Source organism: Aeromonas rivuli, assembly GCF_000820045.1.
In the GTDB taxonomy this organism is placed as follows: Bacteria; Pseudomonadota; Gammaproteobacteria; order Enterobacterales; family Aeromonadaceae; genus Aeromonas; species Aeromonas rivuli.
The window spans coordinates 49,395-66,189 of record NZ_CDBJ01000015.1; the positions used below are offsets into that span (position 1 = coordinate 49,395).

Sequence of the window (16,795 nt, forward strand, 5' to 3'; positions counted from 1 at the left end):
GTGGACTCCCTTCGACTCGCAAAACATGCCTGTCATTCATGGCCGCCAGGATCAGCGGCGGCGCGGTGCGGATGGTGGCGTCCAGCATCAGGATCAGTGTTTCAAACATGGTCAGACTCCCTTGACTTGCGCGGTGGAGCGGTTGGCAATGGCCAGATAGACCTGCTCGATGCGCGGGCGCAACATGTGCTCCAGGGCGCCGCAGAACAGGATCACCAAGCCTTGCAGCACCACCACTATGTTGCGATCCACCCCGAACTCGAAGCTGAGCTCGGCGCCCCCCTGATAGAGGAAGCCGAACAGCAGACTGGCGATAATGACGCCGACCGGATGGTTGCGGCCCATCAAGGCCACCGCGATGCCGGTGAAGCCGAAGCCTTCCACGAAGTTGAGCTTGATCTGGTGCAGTTCCCCCTGCAGCACGTTGAGGGCGAAGAAGCCCGCCAGCATGCCGGAGATCACCATGGCCAGGATCACCACCTTGGGATAGGAGATGCCCGCATAGGCGGAGGCCGATGCGCTGGCGCCCACCGCGCGGATCTCGTAACCCCAGCGGCTATGCCAGATAAAGACCCATACCAGGGCCGCGCAGATCAGCGCCCAGAAGAAGCTGATGTTGAGGGGGCTGGTGGACATCTCAATCCCCATGCCGGCCGCCAGCTCGCTCATCTTCGGCAGCCAGCTGTTGATGGCGAACACCTTGCTCTCGGTGGCCATGGAGCCCGCCGGTTTGAAGACATCGACCAGCAGGTAAGCCATCAGGGAGGCGGCGATGAAGTTGAACATGATGGTGGTGATGACGATGTGACTGCCCCGCTTGGCTTGCAGCCAGGCCGGGATGAAGGCCCAGGCTGCGCCAAACAGGCCACCGGCGATGATGGCCAGCGGCACCAGCAAGATAGGTGGTAAGAGGTCGCCGAGCAGCAGGCAGACCAGCCCGACCCCCAGGCCGCCGATATAGGCCTGCCCCTCACCGCCGATGTTGAACAGCCCGGCGTGGAAGGCCACCGCCACCGCCAGACCGGTGAAGATGAAGCCGGTGGCGTAGTAGAGGGTGAAACCTATTCCCTCGCCGGTGCCAAAGGCGCCGTACCACATGATCTGGGCGGCTTCGAGGGGCTTGATGTCCAGGTAATAGAACAGAATGGCGGAGACCAGGAAGGCCAGCCCTATGTTCATGACCGAGAGGACGCCGACCGATACCCAGGCCGGAACGCGTTGTTGACTCATGATTGGCTCTCCTTGCCGGGGATCTCGTCGTGGGCAGTGATCGTGGTCACCATCAGCGTCATCCCTATGGGAGTGAATGCGGGTCTCATGGCGTGGCTCCCTGGGGCTGGCTTGCCGCCACCTCATCGGGAAGGATATTCGCCATCATCAGCCCTATGGTGCGCTCGTCCGCCGTGCTGGCATCCAGCTCGCCGACCAGACGACCATCGCTGATCACCAGGATGCGATCCGAGAGGGAGAGGATCTCGTCCAGCTCCACCGAGACCAGCAGCACGGCCTTGCCCTGATCGCGCATGGCGATGATCTGTTGGTGTATATATTCGATGGCGCCAATGTCCACGCCCCGGGTGGGCTGGCCAATCAGCAGCACGTCCGGATCCTGTTCCACCTCCCGTGCTATCACCAGCTTTTGCTGGTTGCCGCCGGAGAAGTTGGCGGTCTTGTGATCCGGGCTCGGCGGGCGCACGTCCCACTTGTCCATCTTGGCCTGACAGTCCTGACGGATGGCGCCCTTGTTCTGCAGCCAGCCTCTGTTGTAGAGGGGACGCTGGTGATAACCGAGGATGAAGGCCTCCTGGGCGTCGAAGCGGTTGATGAGGCCCATCTTGTGTCTGTCTTCCGGCACATGGCCCAGGCCATAGTCGCGTACCTGCTCCGGGCTTGCCGGGTGCTGGCTGTCGATGTGATGGACCTGGCCCTTGCCATCCAGAGTGAAGCTGCCCTGGCTGGGTTTGAGGATGCCGCCGAGCAGGCTGAGCAGCTCGGACTGGCCATTGCCCGAGACGCCCGCCACGCCGACCACTTCCCCGGCCCGCACCGCGAAGCTGACCGATTTGAGCCGTTCGACTCCGGCCTCATCGCGATAGCTGAGGTTGTCGACGCGCAGCTTGGGTGCGCCGGGCTGGGCCGGGCCCTTGTCGACCTTGAGCCGCACCTTGCGGCCCACCATCAGCTCGGCGAGCTGCTCCTTGTCGGTGTCCCTGGTCGCAACATGGGCGACCATCTCCCCCCGGCGCATGATGGAGACGCTGTCGGTAATGGCCAGGATCTCCCGCAGCTTGTGGGTGATGAGCATGATGGTGGTGCCCTGATCCCGCAGCTTTTTCAGCACCTCGAACAGGTGATCCGCCTCCTGCGGGGTCAGCACCCCGGTTGGTTCGTCGAGGATCAGGATGCGGGCGCCGCGATAGAGTGCCTTGAGGATCTCGACCCGCTGTTGCAGGCCGACCGGCAAATCTTCAACCTTCTCGTGCAGGGGCACTTCCAGGCCATAGTCCCGGGCCAGCTCACCGAGCAGCTTTTCGGCCGCCGCCAGGCTCTTGCCCAGGTGCCAGCCGTTCTCGGCGCCGAGGATGACGTTTTCCAATACCGTGAAGTTGTTCACCAGCATGAAGTGCTGATGCACCATGCCGATACCGGCCGCGATGGCGTCTTGGGAGCCATGGGGGCGGAAAGGGGAGCCGTCGACCAGCATGTCGCCGCGATCGGCATGATAAAAACCGTAGATGATGCTCATGAGCGTCGATTTACCGGCGCCATTTTCGCCGACGATGCCATGAATGCTGCCTTTTTGAACCTGCAGGTCGATCTGCTTGTTGGCGTAAACCTCGCCAAACCGCTTGTCGATACCGCGCAATTCGATGGCGTAGCGATCTGTCTGGTCCATGATGCAGTCCTTGCTAATCATGAAGAGTCTGCGCCCGCGCCCGGCGGTGCGGCTATCCATAGCCAGCCTGTGCCAGGGTGAAGGAGAGACTGAAAAACCGGCCCGCGAACGGGCCGGTGGTGGGGTGTCGAGTAGCTAAGGAACGATCAGTAGTTACAGGTGCTGTCGCTCATGTAGTCATGCACCTTGACCTTGCCGGCGATGATGTCGGCCTTGATGGCATCCGCCTTGGCTTTCATCTCGGGGGTGATCAACGCCTCGTTGTCTTTATCCAGCGCCCAGTCCACGCCGCCCTCGGCCAGCCCCAGGGACTGAATGCCCGGCTGCCAGCTACCCTTGGCGCCATCTTCCCAGGTCTTGTAGGCGGCCAGACCGACCGACTTGACCATGGAGGTCAGCATGGTGCCCGGCTGCAGGTGGTTCTGGTTGGAATCGACACCGATGGCCAGCTTGCCTTCGTCCTTGGCGGCTTGATAGACGCCGATCCCGGTGCCACCGGCGGCGGCATAGACCACATCGGCGCCCTTGGCGAACTGGGACTTGGCGAGCTCGGCACCCTTGGCCGGATCGGCAAAGGCCGCCGGGGTGGAGCCGGTCATGTTCTGGAACACCTCGACCTTCGGATTGACGTATTTGGCACCCTGCTCATAACCGCACTCGAACTTGCGGATCAGCGGGATGTCCATGCCGCCCACGAAGCCGACCTTGCCGGTCTTGGAGGCCATGGCTGCCAGGGCGCCGACCAGGAAGGAGCCTTCATGCTCCTTGAAGACGATGGATTGCACGTTCGGCTTGTCGACCACCATGTCGATGATGGTGAACTGCACGTTGGGGAACTCGGTGGCGACTTTCTCGACCGCCGAGCCCATGTTGAAACCAACGGCGACGATCGGGCTGTTGCCACGGCTGGCCAGACGGCGCAGACCCTGCTCGCGCTGGGCCTCATTCTGGGGTTCGAACTCCTTGACCTTGACGCCCTTGTCCTTGTTGTAGACTTCGACGCCGTTGCGGAACACGGCTTCGTTGAACGACTTGTCGAATTTGCCTGCGGTGTCATAGATGACGGCGGGTTGGGAAGCTGCCTGGGCCGAGAGAGCGGCCAGGGTGAAGGCGGCCACGCTGGCCAGTTTGAGTACCTTAGTCACGATCTTATCCTTGATTGTTATTGAGGGTCCATGGCCTGCCGGTGCAGGCGCCAGTGCACGCAGGCTAACTGTAAGTGAGTGGGCATGGGGGTCAAGGCGTGCGTAGCAGAAAAACGTTTGCGCTAACGATTTGAAACATAAGAGAACTGCTTTATAAGTTGTTGTTTATAAGCCTTTTTATGGTTTTTTGTGCTGAATTTATCCAGCCTCAAATGACATTTTGATTACAAATCATAGGGTTGTGCGCAAGCGTTTTCCCCCATTGGCTCGATAGCAGGTTTCTATTGATTCCCATTTGACCCATTTCCGGCGTTTTGACCAGGGAGGCTCATCGGTTGAGATCCGTGGTGCATGGGAGCCAGCATGCAGATGGAAGGGGATGGCGACGGCCAAGGGGATCCCGTGAGGGGCTGCGCCTGTGGGGCCGATGGGGGCATGTCAGCGGAGGACATGCACGCCGATTTGGCCTGAGCCCACACAAGCCGTATAATCCCTGCCTGTATAAATAAACAGGAGTGGTGATGGACGTTTCGACCCTGCTCGACGGGCTCAACGACAAGCAAAGAGATGCCGTTGCGGCGCCCCGTAGCAATCTGCTGGTGCTGGCCGGTGCCGGCTCGGGCAAGACCCGGGTGCTGGTGCACCGCATCGCCTGGCTGATGCAGGTGGAGCGTTGTTCACCCTTCTCCATCATTGCGGTGACCTTTACCAACAAGGCGGCCGCCGAGATGCGTGGCCGGGTCGAGAAGGTGATAGGTGACGGGGTGCGCGGCATGTGGATAGGCACCTTCCACGGCATCGCCCACCGCTTGCTGCGCGCCCACCATCTGGACGCGGGCCTGCCCCAGGATTTCCAGATCCTCGACTCCGACGACCAGTACCGGCTGATCCGCCGGGTGCTCAAGGCGCTCAACCTCGATGAGAAGCACTGGGCCCCCCGCGCCGTGATGGGCTACATCAACGGCAAGAAGGATGAGGGGTTGCGCCCCGGTGACATCGACCTCTACGGCGACCCCGTCACCCGCACCTATCAGCAGATCTACAAGACCTATCAGGAGACCTGCGATCGCTCCGGGCTGGTGGATTTTGCCGAACTGCTGCTGCGCGCCCACGAGCTGTGGCTGAACCGGCCCCATGTGCTGGAGCACTACCGGGATCGCTTCCAGAATATCCTGGTGGACGAATTCCAGGATACCAACGGCATCCAGTACGCCTGGCTGCGGATGCTGGCAGGCGAGTCCGGCCGGGTGATGATAGTGGGTGACGACGATCAGTCCATCTACGGCTGGCGCGGCGCCAAGATAGAGAACATCCAGCGCTTCCTGACCGACTATCAGGGGGCGCAGACCATACGGCTGGAGCAGAACTACCGCTCCACCGCCAATATCCTCAAGGCCGCCAACAGCGTCATCGCCAACAACTCAGACAGGCTCGGCAAGGAGTTGTGGACCGAGGGGGCTGATGGGGATCCTATCTCTCTCTACGCCGCCTTCAACGAGGTGGACGAGGCCCGCTTCGTGGTCGGTCGCCTCAAGGACTGGAAGGAGAAGGGCGGCCTGCTCGCCGATTGCGCCATCCTCTATCGCTCCAACGCCCAGTCCCGGGTGCTGGAAGAGGCGCTGATGCAGGACGCCATGCCGTACCGCATCTATGGCGGCCTGCGCTTCTTCGAGCGCCAGGAGATCAAGGACGCCATGGCCTACCTGCGCCTCATCAACAACAGAGGCGACGACGCCAGCTTCGAGCGGGTCGTCAACACCCCGACCCGGGGCATCGGCGAGCGCACCCTGGAGATATTGCGCAACAACGCCCGGGATCGTGGCCTCAACCTCTGGCAATCGGCCCGCACCCTGCTCGATGAGAAGGTGCTGACCGGTCGCGCCGGCAACGCGGTGCGCGGTTTCGTCGAGCTGGTGGATGCGCTGGAGGAACAGGTCTCCCTGCTGCCCCTGCATCAGCAGGCGGACATCGCCATCCAGCACTCCGGCCTCAAGGCCATGTATCTGGCGGAAAAAGGCGAGAAATCCCAGGCACGGGTGGAGAACCTGGACGAGCTGGTCACCGCTTGCCGTCAGTACAATCGCCCGGACGAGCTGGAGGATATGAGCGACCTCTCCGCCTTCCTCGCCCACGCGGCGCTGGAATCCGGCGAGAATCAGGCGGACGAATACAGTGACGCGGTGCAGCTGATGACACTGCACAGCGCCAAGGGCCTCGAATATCCGCTGGTGCTGCTGGTCGGTGTGGAGGAGGGCATGTTCCCCAGCCAGCAATCCACCGAGGAGTCGGGCCGCCTGGAAGAGGAGCGCCGCCTCTGTTACGTCGGCATGACCCGCGCCATGGAGAAGCTCTACATCTGTTATGCCGAGAGCCGCCGCATCTACGGCCGCGAGATGTTCCACAAGCCGAGCCGCTTTATCCGCGAGATGCCCGCCGAGTGTCTGGAAGAGATCCGGCTGCGCACTCAGGTGAGCCGCCCCACCCAGTACGGCCGCTTCAGCCAGAACGAGGTGCAGCAGAGCTTCGACGCCAGCGGCATCAAGCTCGGCCAGCGGGTGCTCCATCCAAAATTCGGCGAAGGGATAGTGCTCAACTTCGAAGGGGTCGGCCAGCAGAGCCGGGTGCAGATCCAGTTCGACGAGGTCGGCGCCAAGTGGCTGGTGACGGCGTATGCCAGACTGGAAGCGCTGTAGCTTTTCTCGCTTTTTAACTGCACCAACCCGGCTTAGGGCGGGTTGGTTATATATGCTATATCGCGACGACTTTAAATACGCGATCGTCCGAATACGCTTCGCTATTCGAACCTACGGAGTTTTTAAATTTCCATTTCCACGGAGTAGATAATGAATAGTGAATTACGTTTTGAACGCTGGCTTAAAGTATCAATTGGATTGATCAGGTTTGAGCCTTTTTTAATGAGCCTTGTGCAAAATCTTGGCGAAATGGATGCAAACCTATGCAAGATAGATTTTGAGTTGGTTCAAAAATACAAGAATGGTGGTGATGCCAATAACGATTATGACTTGATACAACGTCATCTTACACATTCTTATTTATGGATTTTGGGGGCGTATGAGGTTGTGCGAACGCTAACTCAGCTCCTTAAAGAACAAAAAAGTGATGACCCAGTAGTAGTATTGCATCGATTCCAGGCTGCAAGAACCCGATTCGCGCGTTTGCGAATACCACTGGCAAAACTGGAACCAGCTAGAGACTACAAGAAAACAGACTTCCAGATAGCGTATCCAGGCTTTGATTATGACGTCGGTATAGCTTGGCAAGTTAATGAAGATATGGTGATTTCTCGACAAGAACTTTCTGATTTATTTTTAGACACGTTGGAATTCATGCGTACCTTAAAGATAAATAGGTCTGTAGGTTCGATTAGCGAAGCGTAATCGGACGATCGCGTAATCGGACATTCACATTGACATAACCCTTGAGAGGTTTACTCCAATCCCTTCAACGCCCCATCCACCGATCCGCCCCAATCCTGCTGATAGACGCCACTCGCCACGTAACGATGGAAGGTGGAGTAAGGCCAGTCGACCACCTGCGTTACGTACCCATGCTTGAGCGGATTGATATGGACGTAATCCATATGGTGGCGGTAATCCTGCTCATCCCGGATCAGGTGTTCCCAATAATGGCGTTGCCAAATGCCCCGCTCCCCGTGGCGTAACCGGGTCTGGCTGCGCCGCTCGTTCACCGGCAAGGCGCGGGAGAAGTGGCTCTTGATCAGCCGCCAACGCAGGGGGAAATCGCTGTCTCCCTCCGGCAGAGAGAGAATGCAGTGGAGATGGTCGGGCAACACCACCCAGGCATGAATGGCGAAGGGGTGAGCCTGTTGCACCTTGGCAACGCTATGACGCAGCAGGTCGATCTGCTCCACCAGCAACCTGTTGTTGCGCCGCTCCAGCAGATTGACGGTAAAGAACCAGGTTCCGCCGGGCCACCATGCCCGCCGCCAGTTGGCCATGCCTTTTCCCCGTTTAGTCAGAAAAGCCAAGCATAGCCTTGCCGCTATATACCCAATCACGCGAACGTCCGATTACGCTTCGCTAATCGAACCTACACGTCGAATAGAGGCGGGTTATCGACATTTCGCCCGACAGGCGGGTCCCAGGCTCCCGCTTGTCAGAGTCACCGTAACTGAAACGCCTTGACGATAAATTCGATAAAGAGCCGTACCTTGGGGGACTGCTCCTTGTGGAAGGGGTAGACGGCGAACAGGGCGTAGGGGTCGGGTTGCCAGTGGGGGAGAACAATCTGGAACAATCAACAATCCGGAAAACAATCCGGGACACCCACCTTGCTGGGAGAATCATCAATCTGGCGGCAGATGAGATGGCCGAGGGGACGCCACCCGGACCCGGGATCCTTAAGGGTTTGATCTGGCTTGCAGTTTTTGCGATCGATAGCTCATATAATCGCCGCCATGAAGATGACTCGGACGGATTCGATGACACAGCGGATGGCACTCCTGCTCGGGCTGCTTTACGGCGGTCTGGTATGGGCGGCGCCAGTGTCGGCCCCCTTGATCACCCCTCAGACCGGCCCGTCCGTGGCCAGTGAAACAAGGGAGGGCGGCCCCATGGAGCCGCTGCTCTCCTGGTTTAGCGGGGATTTTTCCAATGCCGAGCAGGCGAGCCATGACGACCGTTTCGCCAGTGCCAAGCTGCGGCTGATGGAGATCTGGCCGGGCATGGCCGGGGTGCGCTGGGTCTACGCCGAGCAGAGCCTGAGCGAGCGGCCGGATCGTCCCTTTCGTCAGCGCATCTATCGTTTCAGCGAGGGGCCAGGCGGCCGCATCCTGATGGCCGAGCTGACCATGCCGCGCGCCACGGATTTTGCCGGTGCCTGGCACAACCCTCCCCTGCTCGACTCTTTGGCTCCCTCCCAGCTCTCCTTGCGCGCCGGCTGCGAGATCCTGCTCAGTCGTCAACCCTCCGGCGATTACCAGGGCCACAGCAAGATAGGCAGCTGCGACACCGATTTTGGCGGCGCCCACATCCTGGTGCAGTACCTCTGGATTGGCCCGGATCGGGTGCGACTGCTCGATCGCGCCTACGACGAAGGCGGCCATCAACGCTGGGGTAGCCCGGGGGAGGGCTATCTCTACCTGCGGCTGCCCGCCGCCGGTTGAGTCGGTTCGGGCAGGGCCCGGGTGCGGGCGGCCCCGGCGATGGATCGATAGAGCAGCAGGTAGCCCAGGGCACAGACCAGGCTCGCCATCAGGAAGATCTCCTGCACCGCCACCCTGTCTCCCAACAGGGCGATGATGAGCCCGGCCAGAGGCAGGCTGAGCTGATTGAGCAGCACCATCAGGCTGATCACTCTCCCCCGCTGCTGTTCCGCTATCCAGTGCAGTCGCTCGGTGCGAATAAAGACATTGAACAGACCGCACAGGCCGTAGCTGAGGCCGCATCCCAGCAGATACCAGCCAAAACTCGGGGCCGTGGCCATGATGAGGCCTCCGGCCAGGATCAGCAGGAAGGCGAGCTGCCCTATCCAGTAGACGGCGACCCGGCGCAGCAACCAGGGCATCAGCAGGAAGGCGCTGATGGAGATGAGCCCCATGGTGAGCTGGACGCTGGCCAGGGTCTGATCGCTCTGGCCAAACAGTCCCAGCGTCATGGGGGCGGCGGTGGCGAGCGCCAGGCCGACGATCAGGTTGACCAGCATGGCGAGTCCGACCAGCCGCAGCAATATGGGTTGGGCCAGCAAGGCGTCGAGCCCGACCCGCAGCTCGGGCAGCAGCGCCCTGTGTTGACTCTGGGGGTTGGCGGCGGGCGCGGCACCCCGGGTCAGTCCCAATACCCCGGTGGCACTCAGGGCGAAACCCAGGGCGCATCCCCATAGCAGCTGGGTGGCGGGCAGCCAGATGAGCAGAACGGCGGCCAGGGCAGGGCCGAGCACGCTGGCCCCGTTGTTGGTGACTTGCAGCCAGCTCTGGGCCTTGGCCATGTCGGCCGGAGGCACCAGTTGGGGCAAGGTGGTCTCGAGGGCGATGAAGGCCTGGGCATAGCAAAAGGCACACAGCGCCATCATCACCATGATGGGGGCCATACCGCTGCCGGGCCACAGGGTCATGATGAGGGCGGTGATGACGCAGGCCGCCGCCCTCAGGCCGTCGGCCAGTATGTAGACGCGCCGCCCGCCGACCCGGTCGGCAAACACCCCGGCCAGAGGCAGGGAGATGAGGCGGGGCAGCCATTCGATGAAGAAGGCCAGCCCGGACAGGGCGACGCTGCCCGTGCTGCGATAGACCAGCAGGGGCACGGCAAACTGGAGGATCTGATCGCCGAGCCCGGACAGCATGCGGGAACCCAGAAAGACGGAGAAGCGCATTGCTTGCATAGACATATCCCTCAGCAGTGGACGACCGGCTGGTCGCAGGCGATCAGGGTGTCGGCCTCGATGGCCTCAGCCAGGGCATCGAGTTGGGCCAGCAGGGTCGGATAGTCGGCGTGGTGCAACACTATCTGGCCCATGAAACCGCCATTGTCGGTCACCCTGGTGCTGACCCGCTCCCCCACGGTCTTGCTGTAGCTGCCTTGGTGCAGTGGGATGCCCAGAGCCTGGGCGAGGCGCGGGATATCGGCCTGGCGGCGCAGGGTTCCGCTCTGACGGGGGCGCAACATGCGGATCCCGCTATAGCCCAACTGGCGGGGAAGGACGGTATGGGTCTGTCCCGTGCGGGCCCAGTGCAACCAGCGCTGCCAGGGATCGAATGCCTCGAAGCTGAGGGCGGCGAGATCCCAGATGTGCATGCCCGCCGGCCGCATGTTGCTCTCCACCGCGCTGGCCCCCTGCTCGCGCAGGAAGAGCTCGTTGTGATAGGCCCCCCACTCCTTTGCCAGCAGTTGACGCATGAAGCCCCCGGCCTGATTGAGCCAGCGGGTCTGCTCCGGGGCGAGCCGGGCCGGTACTATCTGCTGGTATTCGGCGCGGTACTCCCCCTGGGTGGTGTGTTTCTCGGTCAGCCAGCGGCAACCGGCCACATAGTCCCAGCTGAATTCCCGCGCCCCTTCGATGAGGGGCTCCATCATGATGCCGCTGGTGTGATAGGGGGCCAGCTCGGCCCAGACGGCGGCGCAGTCGGTGTGCCCATGAACCGCCATGCAGCCCCGGCTGTTGCCTTCGGCCACCGGCTTGATGAAGCCGGTGCCGCCAAACTCCTCCCGGGTGGCGACCAGGGTCTCCAGGCTGTCGATGGCCCGGGCCGTCAGGGGCAGATAGTGATCCGGGGCGGGCACCTCGGCCTCCATGGCCCGGAAACGTCGCTTGTCCAGACCAGCAAGGGCCGCCTCCAGCCGGGCACCGGGCAGCCGGTAGTGCTGGGCCAACATGGCTCCGAGCGGTACGCCTCGATCGGAGAAGGGGAGTATGCCGACCGGTGTCATGGCCGCCTCGGCCAGGGCCTGGCACACCCGCGCCAGGGCGGGGGCCTGGCCGAGATCCGCCTGGATCACCAGATCGGCAGCCTGCCAGTCTTGCTGGCTGGCCCGTTCCACCACCAGCACCAGCTGGCAATTGAACCGGTCGTGAGCCAGCTGGCGGAGCTTGGCGACATCATAGATGCGCACATTGTTGTAACCGACAATGACGAAACAGGGGGTCATGCTGATGCCTCCATCCGCGCAGGCGGGGTCGATATGTATTCCACGCGGGTCTGCTCCAGCAGGGCGCCGAGGGCCGGGGGCAGGGTCTCTGCCCGGCCTTGCACTATGCCGGACAAGGGAGTGGCGCCAGTGGCGTAGCTGATGCTGCCGGGACGCGCCATGTTCGGTTTCGCCTGATGCCAGCTGTGCAGCAGGGCGCCCCAGCGGCCGTGGTCGAAGTGGATGCGCTGGGCCTCGCCCCTGTGGTGGGCCGGATAGACGAACCAGCCGTAGTGGGTGTCACTCAGGGGAGCCGCCTGCTGGGTGATCTTCCCATGGAGCTGGTATTGCAGGTCGATGTGATAGAGGTTGAGCCCCGTTCTCAGGGCGAAGGTGTCGGCGACCCCGGCCCCGCCGACCCGGCAGGCGGTCTCGAGGAAATAGAGTCCACCCTGGTGGTCTTCAATGAGTTCGAAGTGAAAGCAGCCCTGGGCCTGGCCCAGGGCGGCCAGGGTCTGGCGCAGCAGTGCTTCCATCTGCGGCTGGGGGGCTATCTGAACCGAGCCCAGGGGGGCGCCCCCGGCGTAGTCGAGGCAGTTGCCCACATAGCGGCTGGTGATTGCCTGGACAAGTTCCCCCTCGCGCAAGAAGCCATCGATATGGCAGATCTCACCCTGGATGAAGGCTTCCACGAAGTAGTCATCCGGGCGGGTAAGTTGCCCGATGGCATCGAGCAGCCTCTGCCGATCCCCCATCACTATCCCTGTGCTGGAGGCTTCCAGTCTGGGTTTGAGCACGAAGCTGCCGGGGCTGTCCGGCAGGCGGGAAAATGTCTCAAGGGACCAGAACGCGGGCTGGGGGATGCCCGCGGCCTCACAGCGGACCCGCATGGCCCACTTGTCGCGCAGGGGCAGTATGTCCTGCGGCCTGTCACCGGCAATGGCGAAGCGCTCGCGCAGCTCGGCTGCGGCCAGCAGCTCGTACTCGGAGCGGGCGATCAGCCGATCGGCCCGGTGCAGCAGGGGGGCACATTGCCGGGCCAGCTCCTCGGGCTCGAAGCTGGCGACGTCATGATGATGACTGCCGGGGGGAAGGTCTGCCTGGCCGCCGGGCAGGCAGAGGTAATCGACTCTGTGCTCGGCATGGTCGATGGCCTGGTCGTAGCGGATCTTGCCATAGGGCAATCGATGCAGAATGACAATGTTCATGCTTGATACTCCACCTGGAAGTGGTGCGCCGTGCTGGCGGCGAAGTCGGGAAATTTGTGGTGCGGCAGCGCCGAGATATCCCAGAGGGCCTGGCCGATGAAGATCTCCCGCTCTATCTCCGGCAGGCGATCACCTTCTCGCACAAACAGACGCTGATCGAGCAGAGGGGCCTCTGTGTCGCCCTGGGGTTGGATGCGTGCCAGGGTGCGGCCACTCTGACCGAAGAAGACACGAAAGAAGCTACGCCGATTCGAGGGTTGAGCTGGTTGGAGCGGTCGGGACAGCAAGCTGTCGAGCCAGAGGGAGAGCAGATCTACCCCGGCGTGATGCTGGGTGCTCTCCAGTATGTAGGCCCCGCCGATGCGCGGGTTGATCTCGACAATCTCCCACCCTTGTTGTTCGGCAAACTTGGCCTCGATATGGAACAAGCCCGTGGTGATTTCCAGGCTCGCCAGACAACGGGCCACGAAGGTCCTGCCCTGCGCCAGTTGCGCGGGCTGCACCGAGACGGGGGGGCAGACACAGGCGTTCTCCAGTACGGTAAAGCCCTCCTGGTGCATGTCGATCTTTTCATGGACGGCCAGCACCTGAGCTTCTCCTTTCACCACTATGACCTCGAAGCAATACTCGGTGCCCAGGATCAGGTCTTCGATGATAAATTCCGGTTCCCCCTCAAAGACACCGGCATAGGCCCGATCGGCACAGGCCTGTTGCCACAGTGCGTCGAGCTGGCTCGGTTGATCCAGCTTGTCTGCCCGGAATGCGCCGAATGAGGCGAGCCCGGTTCTGGGCTTGATGAAGAAGGCGCTGGGATCGGTGATCCCTTGCCACAAGTGGTCGGTGAGCGGCTGAGCTTGCACCCGGGAGAGCCCGTCTCCGTGCAGCCAGCGTCGCATGGCCAACTTGTCCCGCAGTCGGGTTACGCTGGTCACGCCGAGATCGGTGGCACCAAGCAGGCCATTGGTCTGGGCCATGAGCTCGCGATAGCCATCCCATACCGAGATACAGGCCACCAGGGTGACTTCGCCGGGCAGCTTCGCCAAGTAAGCGGCTATGTCCCGCATGGTCAGCGCATGGTCATCGGTGATCTCAAGCTGGCTTACCCGATCCAGCCAGGGAGGGGTGAGCGCGCGGGATGGACGGGAAGAGAGGACATAGCAATCGAGCCCTCGGGCCGCCAGCTGCTGTTGCAGCGGTGCGACCATGGAGAGCAGTTGGTGGGACAGGATCAGGACACCTGTACGTGAATTCATGGGTCACTCCTTGGGGGCCTGATGGACAGGCCCCGCTCCGTGCTTATGCGGCTTGCTCTGTGGCCTTGCCATGCTGCTCGTACAACTCCACGAAGAACAGCTTGAGCAGTTCCTGGATTTCGCTGAAGTAGCGCTTGATGTCGACGATGTCCTGCTCGCTCTCGATGAGCAGATGCAAGATGTCCCACATCTCCTGGGTGTGATCCTCCACCAGATCGGTGTTCAGGTGGGCGGCCTGACCGGCAATCTTGTCTTTGCCCAGGGAGTCGGCCATGGCGGCAATCTGCTTGGGGGTGATTTTCTGGGTGGTGTATTCGACCAGATAGCTGTAGCAAACCACGCCAAGGGGCTTCTCGTGTTCGGCCACGAAATAGAGGTAACCCGCCAGCAACCGGGTGTAGAAGCTGGGCTCGGTGCGATAGATCTCCTCCTGGGTGACGCCGATCCGTTCCGCATCCTGAATGAACAGGGTGTCGTGCAACATCTCTTCATCCTGATAGGCGGCGTAGCGCTGGGCTGCCTCGGCATTGATGCGACTGATCTTGTGCAGGTTGTTGCACTGGGCGCTGCGCATCAGGCGGATACGCCAGGCATGCTCCATGAGGGTCTGGCGATAGTAGGGCAGGTTGACTTCGGCTCCCTCCAGATGACGGGCGAAGGGAACGGTTCGGTTCCACTCGTCAATCTTGGTGTCGAGAAATGCGTCCAGCTCCCGCTTTACCTTGGCGCTCTCCTGAAGGGAGAGCAGGGGTTTGCGACGAACGATGGCGCGATCCGTGATGCGGTTTTTCAAGTCCATTTGAGAGTCCTCAGGTTGAGTTAGCGAAGAATGACGTCGCCTAGCACCTTGCATTGGCAGGCCAGGCGCAGGTTGGTATCGGTCTGTTTTGTCAGCGCGAATAGTCGCTGCTCCCTGGGTGTCAGGGCAGACAGTTGATCCTGCCCCTCGACGACATTGATGGTGCAGGTGCCGCAATTGCCGGCGCGACAGGCGAACTGAATGTGGTCGTCCATGTCGAGCAGGCGGATCGGGTCGGGTGAATCGATGACGACGTCGCTTCCCAGGAAGGTGATGCTTGGCATAGTTGAGTTCCAACAGATAGGGGTTAGGCCGTGGACGGGCCTTATTTGTTCGGGTCACTCTAATCTCGCCATACATAGGGGGGCAGGGAAGGGAGGTATTCATTTGGCATTACTTTGCCGGTAGAGTGGCCAGTAAAGTTGAGCAAGGAGCCTCGCTGTCATGATGATCCCCGACCTGGTATTCAAACCAGGGGAAGCCAAGGTGCTGCAAATTACGGCCCATATCAGTCAATTGATTCAGGATGGCAGCTTGCCAAAAGGGGCCAGATTGCCCTCCATCCATGCCCTGACGCGTCAGCTCGGGGTCAGTAAATTTACCGTGGTGGATGCGTTGGACAGGCTCAAGGGCCAGCAGCTGGTTCATGCCCGCCAGGGACGCGGCTATTTTGTCTCCCGGCATGCGCCTGTGCCGGATAGTGACAGCCTGGGTCAGCTCTTGCCGCAGGATTTTCTGAGTGTGTCTCGCCGTGCCCTGATTGGCGAAAATGTGGCGGATCGGCCCGGCTGCGGCTTCTTGCCTGCCGACTGGCTGGATGATGACGGGTTGCGCCAGGCGCTGCGTCAGGTGAGTCGTCAGCCTAACCTCAGACTGGCAGAATATGGTGATGCCGCCGGTTACCGACCCTTGCGTGAGACCTTGCGCGACCGACTCGCCGTCCATGGCATGCAGCTGACCAGCAGCCAGCTGGTCACCACGGCCAACACCATGCAGGCCCTCGATCTGTTACTGCGCTTGCTGCTGCGCCCCGGCGAGACCGTCTTGGTCGATGATCCCTGCTATTTCAATTTCCATGGCATCTTGAGCCTGCACGGCGCCCGGGTGCTGCCTCTGCCTCGTGGCCCGCAGGGGCCTGATCTGGTGCAACTCGAACATTGGCTCAGGGAGGAGCAGCCGCGGCTCTATCTGACCTCTGGCCTGCTGCATAACCCCACCGGTCAATCGCTCTCTACCGCGCAGGGGTTCAGCCTGCTGGAGCTGCTGTCTCGCTGGGATTGTCACCTGATTGAGGATGACCTCTACGGGGATCTGCTCGGGGAGGGGGGCGCCCGGCTGGCGAGCCTGGGTGGTGCCAGTCGAGTGACCTATGTGTCGGGTTTTTCCAAGTTGCTCAGCGCCAACTTGCGGATAGGTTTTATTGCGGCGAGTCCGGCTCTGGCGGCGAGTCTGGCCGGACTGAAGCAGGTCTGCGGCGGGGTGACCATGGAGATAGGGGAGCGGATGTTGACCGGGTTGCTGCGAGACGGCCACTACGACCGGCAGCTACGCCGCATTCGGCAGCGACTGTGTGATGCGGGGGGCCGTGTCGACGACTGGCTGACAGGGTTGGGCTGCCGGTTGGAGTTCAATGGGGAGGGGGGGCTGTTTCGCTGGGTACGGCTGCCGGAGGGGGTCAACAGCGAGACCCTGGCCCAGTCGGCTCTGGCCGAAGGCATCGCCTTGGCCCCGGGCTCGCTGTTCACCCGGGGCCAGGAGGGGCACCGCTATATGCGACTCAATCTCGCCCACACCGATCACCCCGAGTTGATGGCAAGGCTGGGGCGGCTGCTGCGAAAGGCGGGGCAAGGACCGACTGCGCTCCCCTGACGGGGAGCTCGGCAGTGGGTG

At 61.7% G+C, this 16,795-nt stretch carries 15 protein-coding genes and 1 pseudogene; 4 read left to right on the forward strand and 12 right to left on the reverse strand.

What is annotated here, in order from left to right:
- Nucleotides 1-3: 3 nt before the first annotated feature.
- From BN1130_RS23260 to BN1130_RS01675, 4 genes and pseudogenes are all read right to left on the reverse strand, one after another.
- A pseudogene (locus tag BN1130_RS23260) lies at nucleotides 4-109 on the reverse strand (ABC transporter permease); the annotation flags it as partial.
- A gap of 2 nt (nucleotides 110-111) precedes the next feature.
- Nucleotides 112-1,230, reverse strand: coding sequence for an ABC transporter permease (locus BN1130_RS01665; RefSeq protein ID WP_042039879.1), 1,119 nt, complete (start codon nucleotides 1,228-1,230; stop codon nucleotides 112-114).
- A gap of 85 nt (nucleotides 1,231-1,315) precedes the next feature.
- Complete coding sequence (locus BN1130_RS01670; protein WP_042039955.1) at nucleotides 1,316-2,896, reverse strand: ABC transporter ATP-binding protein; 1,581 nt, start codon at nucleotides 2,894-2,896, stop codon at nucleotides 1,316-1,318.
- A gap of 146 nt (nucleotides 2,897-3,042) precedes the next feature.
- Nucleotides 3,043-4,041: a BMP family lipoprotein gene (locus BN1130_RS01675; RefSeq protein WP_042039880.1), complete on the reverse strand. Its 999-nt coding sequence runs from the start codon at nucleotides 4,039-4,041 to the stop codon at nucleotides 3,043-3,045.
- A gap of 521 nt (nucleotides 4,042-4,562) precedes the next feature.
- On the opposite strand from BN1130_RS01675, the gene uvrD reads away from it, so the two are divergent.
- A complete protein-coding gene (uvrD, locus tag BN1130_RS01680) occupies nucleotides 4,563-6,734 on the forward strand; it encodes a DNA helicase II (RefSeq protein WP_042039881.1) in 2,172 nt (723 codons plus the stop codon).
- Nucleotides 6,735-6,884: 150 nt separating this feature from the next.
- Nucleotides 6,885-7,439 (forward strand): hypothetical protein, encoded by a 555-nt coding sequence (locus BN1130_RS01685; protein WP_042039882.1) that lies wholly within the window; start codon nucleotides 6,885-6,887, stop codon nucleotides 7,437-7,439.
- Between the two features lie 50 nt (nucleotides 7,440-7,489).
- On the opposite strand, the gene BN1130_RS01690 is transcribed toward BN1130_RS01685, so the two are convergent.
- Both BN1130_RS01690 and BN1130_RS23005 read right to left on the reverse strand, forming a co-directional pair.
- Complete coding sequence (locus BN1130_RS01690; RefSeq protein WP_042039883.1) at nucleotides 7,490-8,020, reverse strand: REP-associated tyrosine transposase; 531 nt, start codon at nucleotides 8,018-8,020, stop codon at nucleotides 7,490-7,492.
- A gap of 164 nt (nucleotides 8,021-8,184) precedes the next feature.
- Nucleotides 8,185-8,319 (reverse strand): hypothetical protein, encoded by a 135-nt coding sequence (locus BN1130_RS23005; protein WP_269745744.1) that lies wholly within the window; start codon nucleotides 8,317-8,319, stop codon nucleotides 8,185-8,187.
- 160 nt (nucleotides 8,320-8,479) lie between these two features.
- Between BN1130_RS23005 and BN1130_RS01695 the strand changes: the two genes are divergently transcribed.
- The gene (locus tag BN1130_RS01695) at nucleotides 8,480-9,187 is read left to right on the forward strand and encodes a chromophore lyase CpcT/CpeT (RefSeq protein ID WP_042039884.1); all 708 of its coding nucleotides are present in this window, start codon (nucleotides 8,480-8,482) and stop codon (nucleotides 9,185-9,187) included.
- Here the strand turns inward: BN1130_RS01695 and BN1130_RS01700 are convergent.
- From BN1130_RS01700 to BN1130_RS01725, 6 genes are read right to left on the reverse strand one after another with little or no spacing between them, the layout of a single operon-like run.
- Nucleotides 9,160-10,401, reverse strand: coding sequence for an MFS transporter (locus BN1130_RS01700; RefSeq protein WP_042039885.1), 1,242 nt, complete (start codon nucleotides 10,399-10,401; stop codon nucleotides 9,160-9,162). The genes BN1130_RS01695 and BN1130_RS01700 overlap by 28 nt on opposite strands.
- A gap of 11 nt (nucleotides 10,402-10,412) precedes the next feature.
- Complete coding sequence (locus tag BN1130_RS01705) at nucleotides 10,413-11,666, reverse strand: ATP-grasp domain-containing protein (protein WP_052448157.1); 1,254 nt, start codon at nucleotides 11,664-11,666, stop codon at nucleotides 10,413-10,415.
- On the reverse strand, nucleotides 11,663-12,853 hold the full coding sequence (locus BN1130_RS01710; protein ID WP_052448158.1) for an ATP-grasp domain-containing protein: 1,191 nt from the start codon (nucleotides 12,851-12,853) through the stop codon (nucleotides 11,663-11,665). Before BN1130_RS01710 ends, BN1130_RS01705 begins: the two co-directional genes overlap by 4 nt.
- On the reverse strand, nucleotides 12,850-14,106 hold the full coding sequence (locus tag BN1130_RS01715) for an ATP-grasp domain-containing protein (RefSeq protein ID WP_042039887.1): 1,257 nt from the start codon (nucleotides 14,104-14,106) through the stop codon (nucleotides 12,850-12,852). The genes BN1130_RS01710 and BN1130_RS01715 overlap by 4 nt, the downstream gene beginning before the upstream one ends.
- A 43-nt stretch (nucleotides 14,107-14,149) precedes the next feature.
- Nucleotides 14,150-14,905 carry an iron-containing redox enzyme family protein gene (locus BN1130_RS01720; protein WP_042039888.1) on the reverse strand — a complete coding sequence of 252 codons (756 nt, stop codon included), beginning with the start codon at nucleotides 14,903-14,905 and terminating at the stop codon, nucleotides 14,150-14,152.
- A gap of 20 nt (nucleotides 14,906-14,925) precedes the next feature.
- Nucleotides 14,926-15,189 (reverse strand): 2Fe-2S iron-sulfur cluster-binding protein, encoded by a 264-nt coding sequence (locus BN1130_RS01725; RefSeq protein ID WP_042039890.1) that lies wholly within the window; start codon nucleotides 15,187-15,189, stop codon nucleotides 14,926-14,928.
- Nucleotides 15,190-15,349: 160 nt separating this feature from the next.
- Between BN1130_RS01725 and BN1130_RS01730 the strand changes: the two genes are divergently transcribed.
- The gene (locus tag BN1130_RS01730; RefSeq protein ID WP_042039891.1) at nucleotides 15,350-16,774 is read left to right on the forward strand and encodes an aminotransferase-like domain-containing protein; all 1,425 of its coding nucleotides are present in this window, start codon (nucleotides 15,350-15,352) and stop codon (nucleotides 16,772-16,774) included.
- Nucleotides 16,775-16,795: the final 21 nt, after the last annotated feature.

Bases quoted from the DNA above. Each gene is read 5' to 3' on its own strand.
- BN1130_RS01705 (WP_052448157.1), bottom strand. From the start codon at position 11,666: ATGACCCCCTGTTTCGTCATTGTCGGTTACAACAATGTGCGCATCTAT.
- BN1130_RS01710 (WP_052448158.1), bottom strand. From the start codon at position 12,853: ATGAACATTGTCATTCTGCATCGATTGCCCTATGGCAAGATCCGCTAC.
- uvrD (WP_042039881.1), top strand. From the start codon at position 4,563: ATGGACGTTTCGACCCTGCTCGACGGGCTCAACGACAAGCAAAGAGAT.
- BN1130_RS01665 (WP_042039879.1), bottom strand. From the start codon at position 1,230: ATGAGTCAACAACGCGTTCCGGCCTGGGTATCGGTCGGCGTCCTCTCG.
- BN1130_RS01695 (WP_042039884.1), top strand. From the start codon at position 8,480: ATGAAGATGACTCGGACGGATTCGATGACACAGCGGATGGCACTCCTG.
- BN1130_RS01720 (WP_042039888.1), bottom strand. From the start codon at position 14,905: ATGGACTTGAAAAACCGCATCACGGATCGCGCCATCGTTCGTCGCAAA.
- BN1130_RS01670 (WP_042039955.1), bottom strand. From the start codon at position 2,896: ATGGACCAGACAGATCGCTACGCCATCGAATTGCGCGGTATCGACAAG.
- BN1130_RS01725 (WP_042039890.1), bottom strand. From the start codon at position 15,189: ATGCCAAGCATCACCTTCCTGGGAAGCGACGTCGTCATCGATTCACCC.
- BN1130_RS01730 (WP_042039891.1), top strand. From the start codon at position 15,350: ATGATGATCCCCGACCTGGTATTCAAACCAGGGGAAGCCAAGGTGCTG.
- BN1130_RS01685 (WP_042039882.1), top strand. From the start codon at position 6,885: ATGAATAGTGAATTACGTTTTGAACGCTGGCTTAAAGTATCAATTGGA.
- BN1130_RS01700 (WP_042039885.1), bottom strand. From the start codon at position 10,401: ATGCAAGCAATGCGCTTCTCCGTCTTTCTGGGTTCCCGCATGCTGTCC.
- BN1130_RS01690 (WP_042039883.1), bottom strand. From the start codon at position 8,020: ATGGCCAACTGGCGGCGGGCATGGTGGCCCGGCGGAACCTGGTTCTTT.
- BN1130_RS01715 (WP_042039887.1), bottom strand. From the start codon at position 14,106: ATGAATTCACGTACAGGTGTCCTGATCCTGTCCCACCAACTGCTCTCC.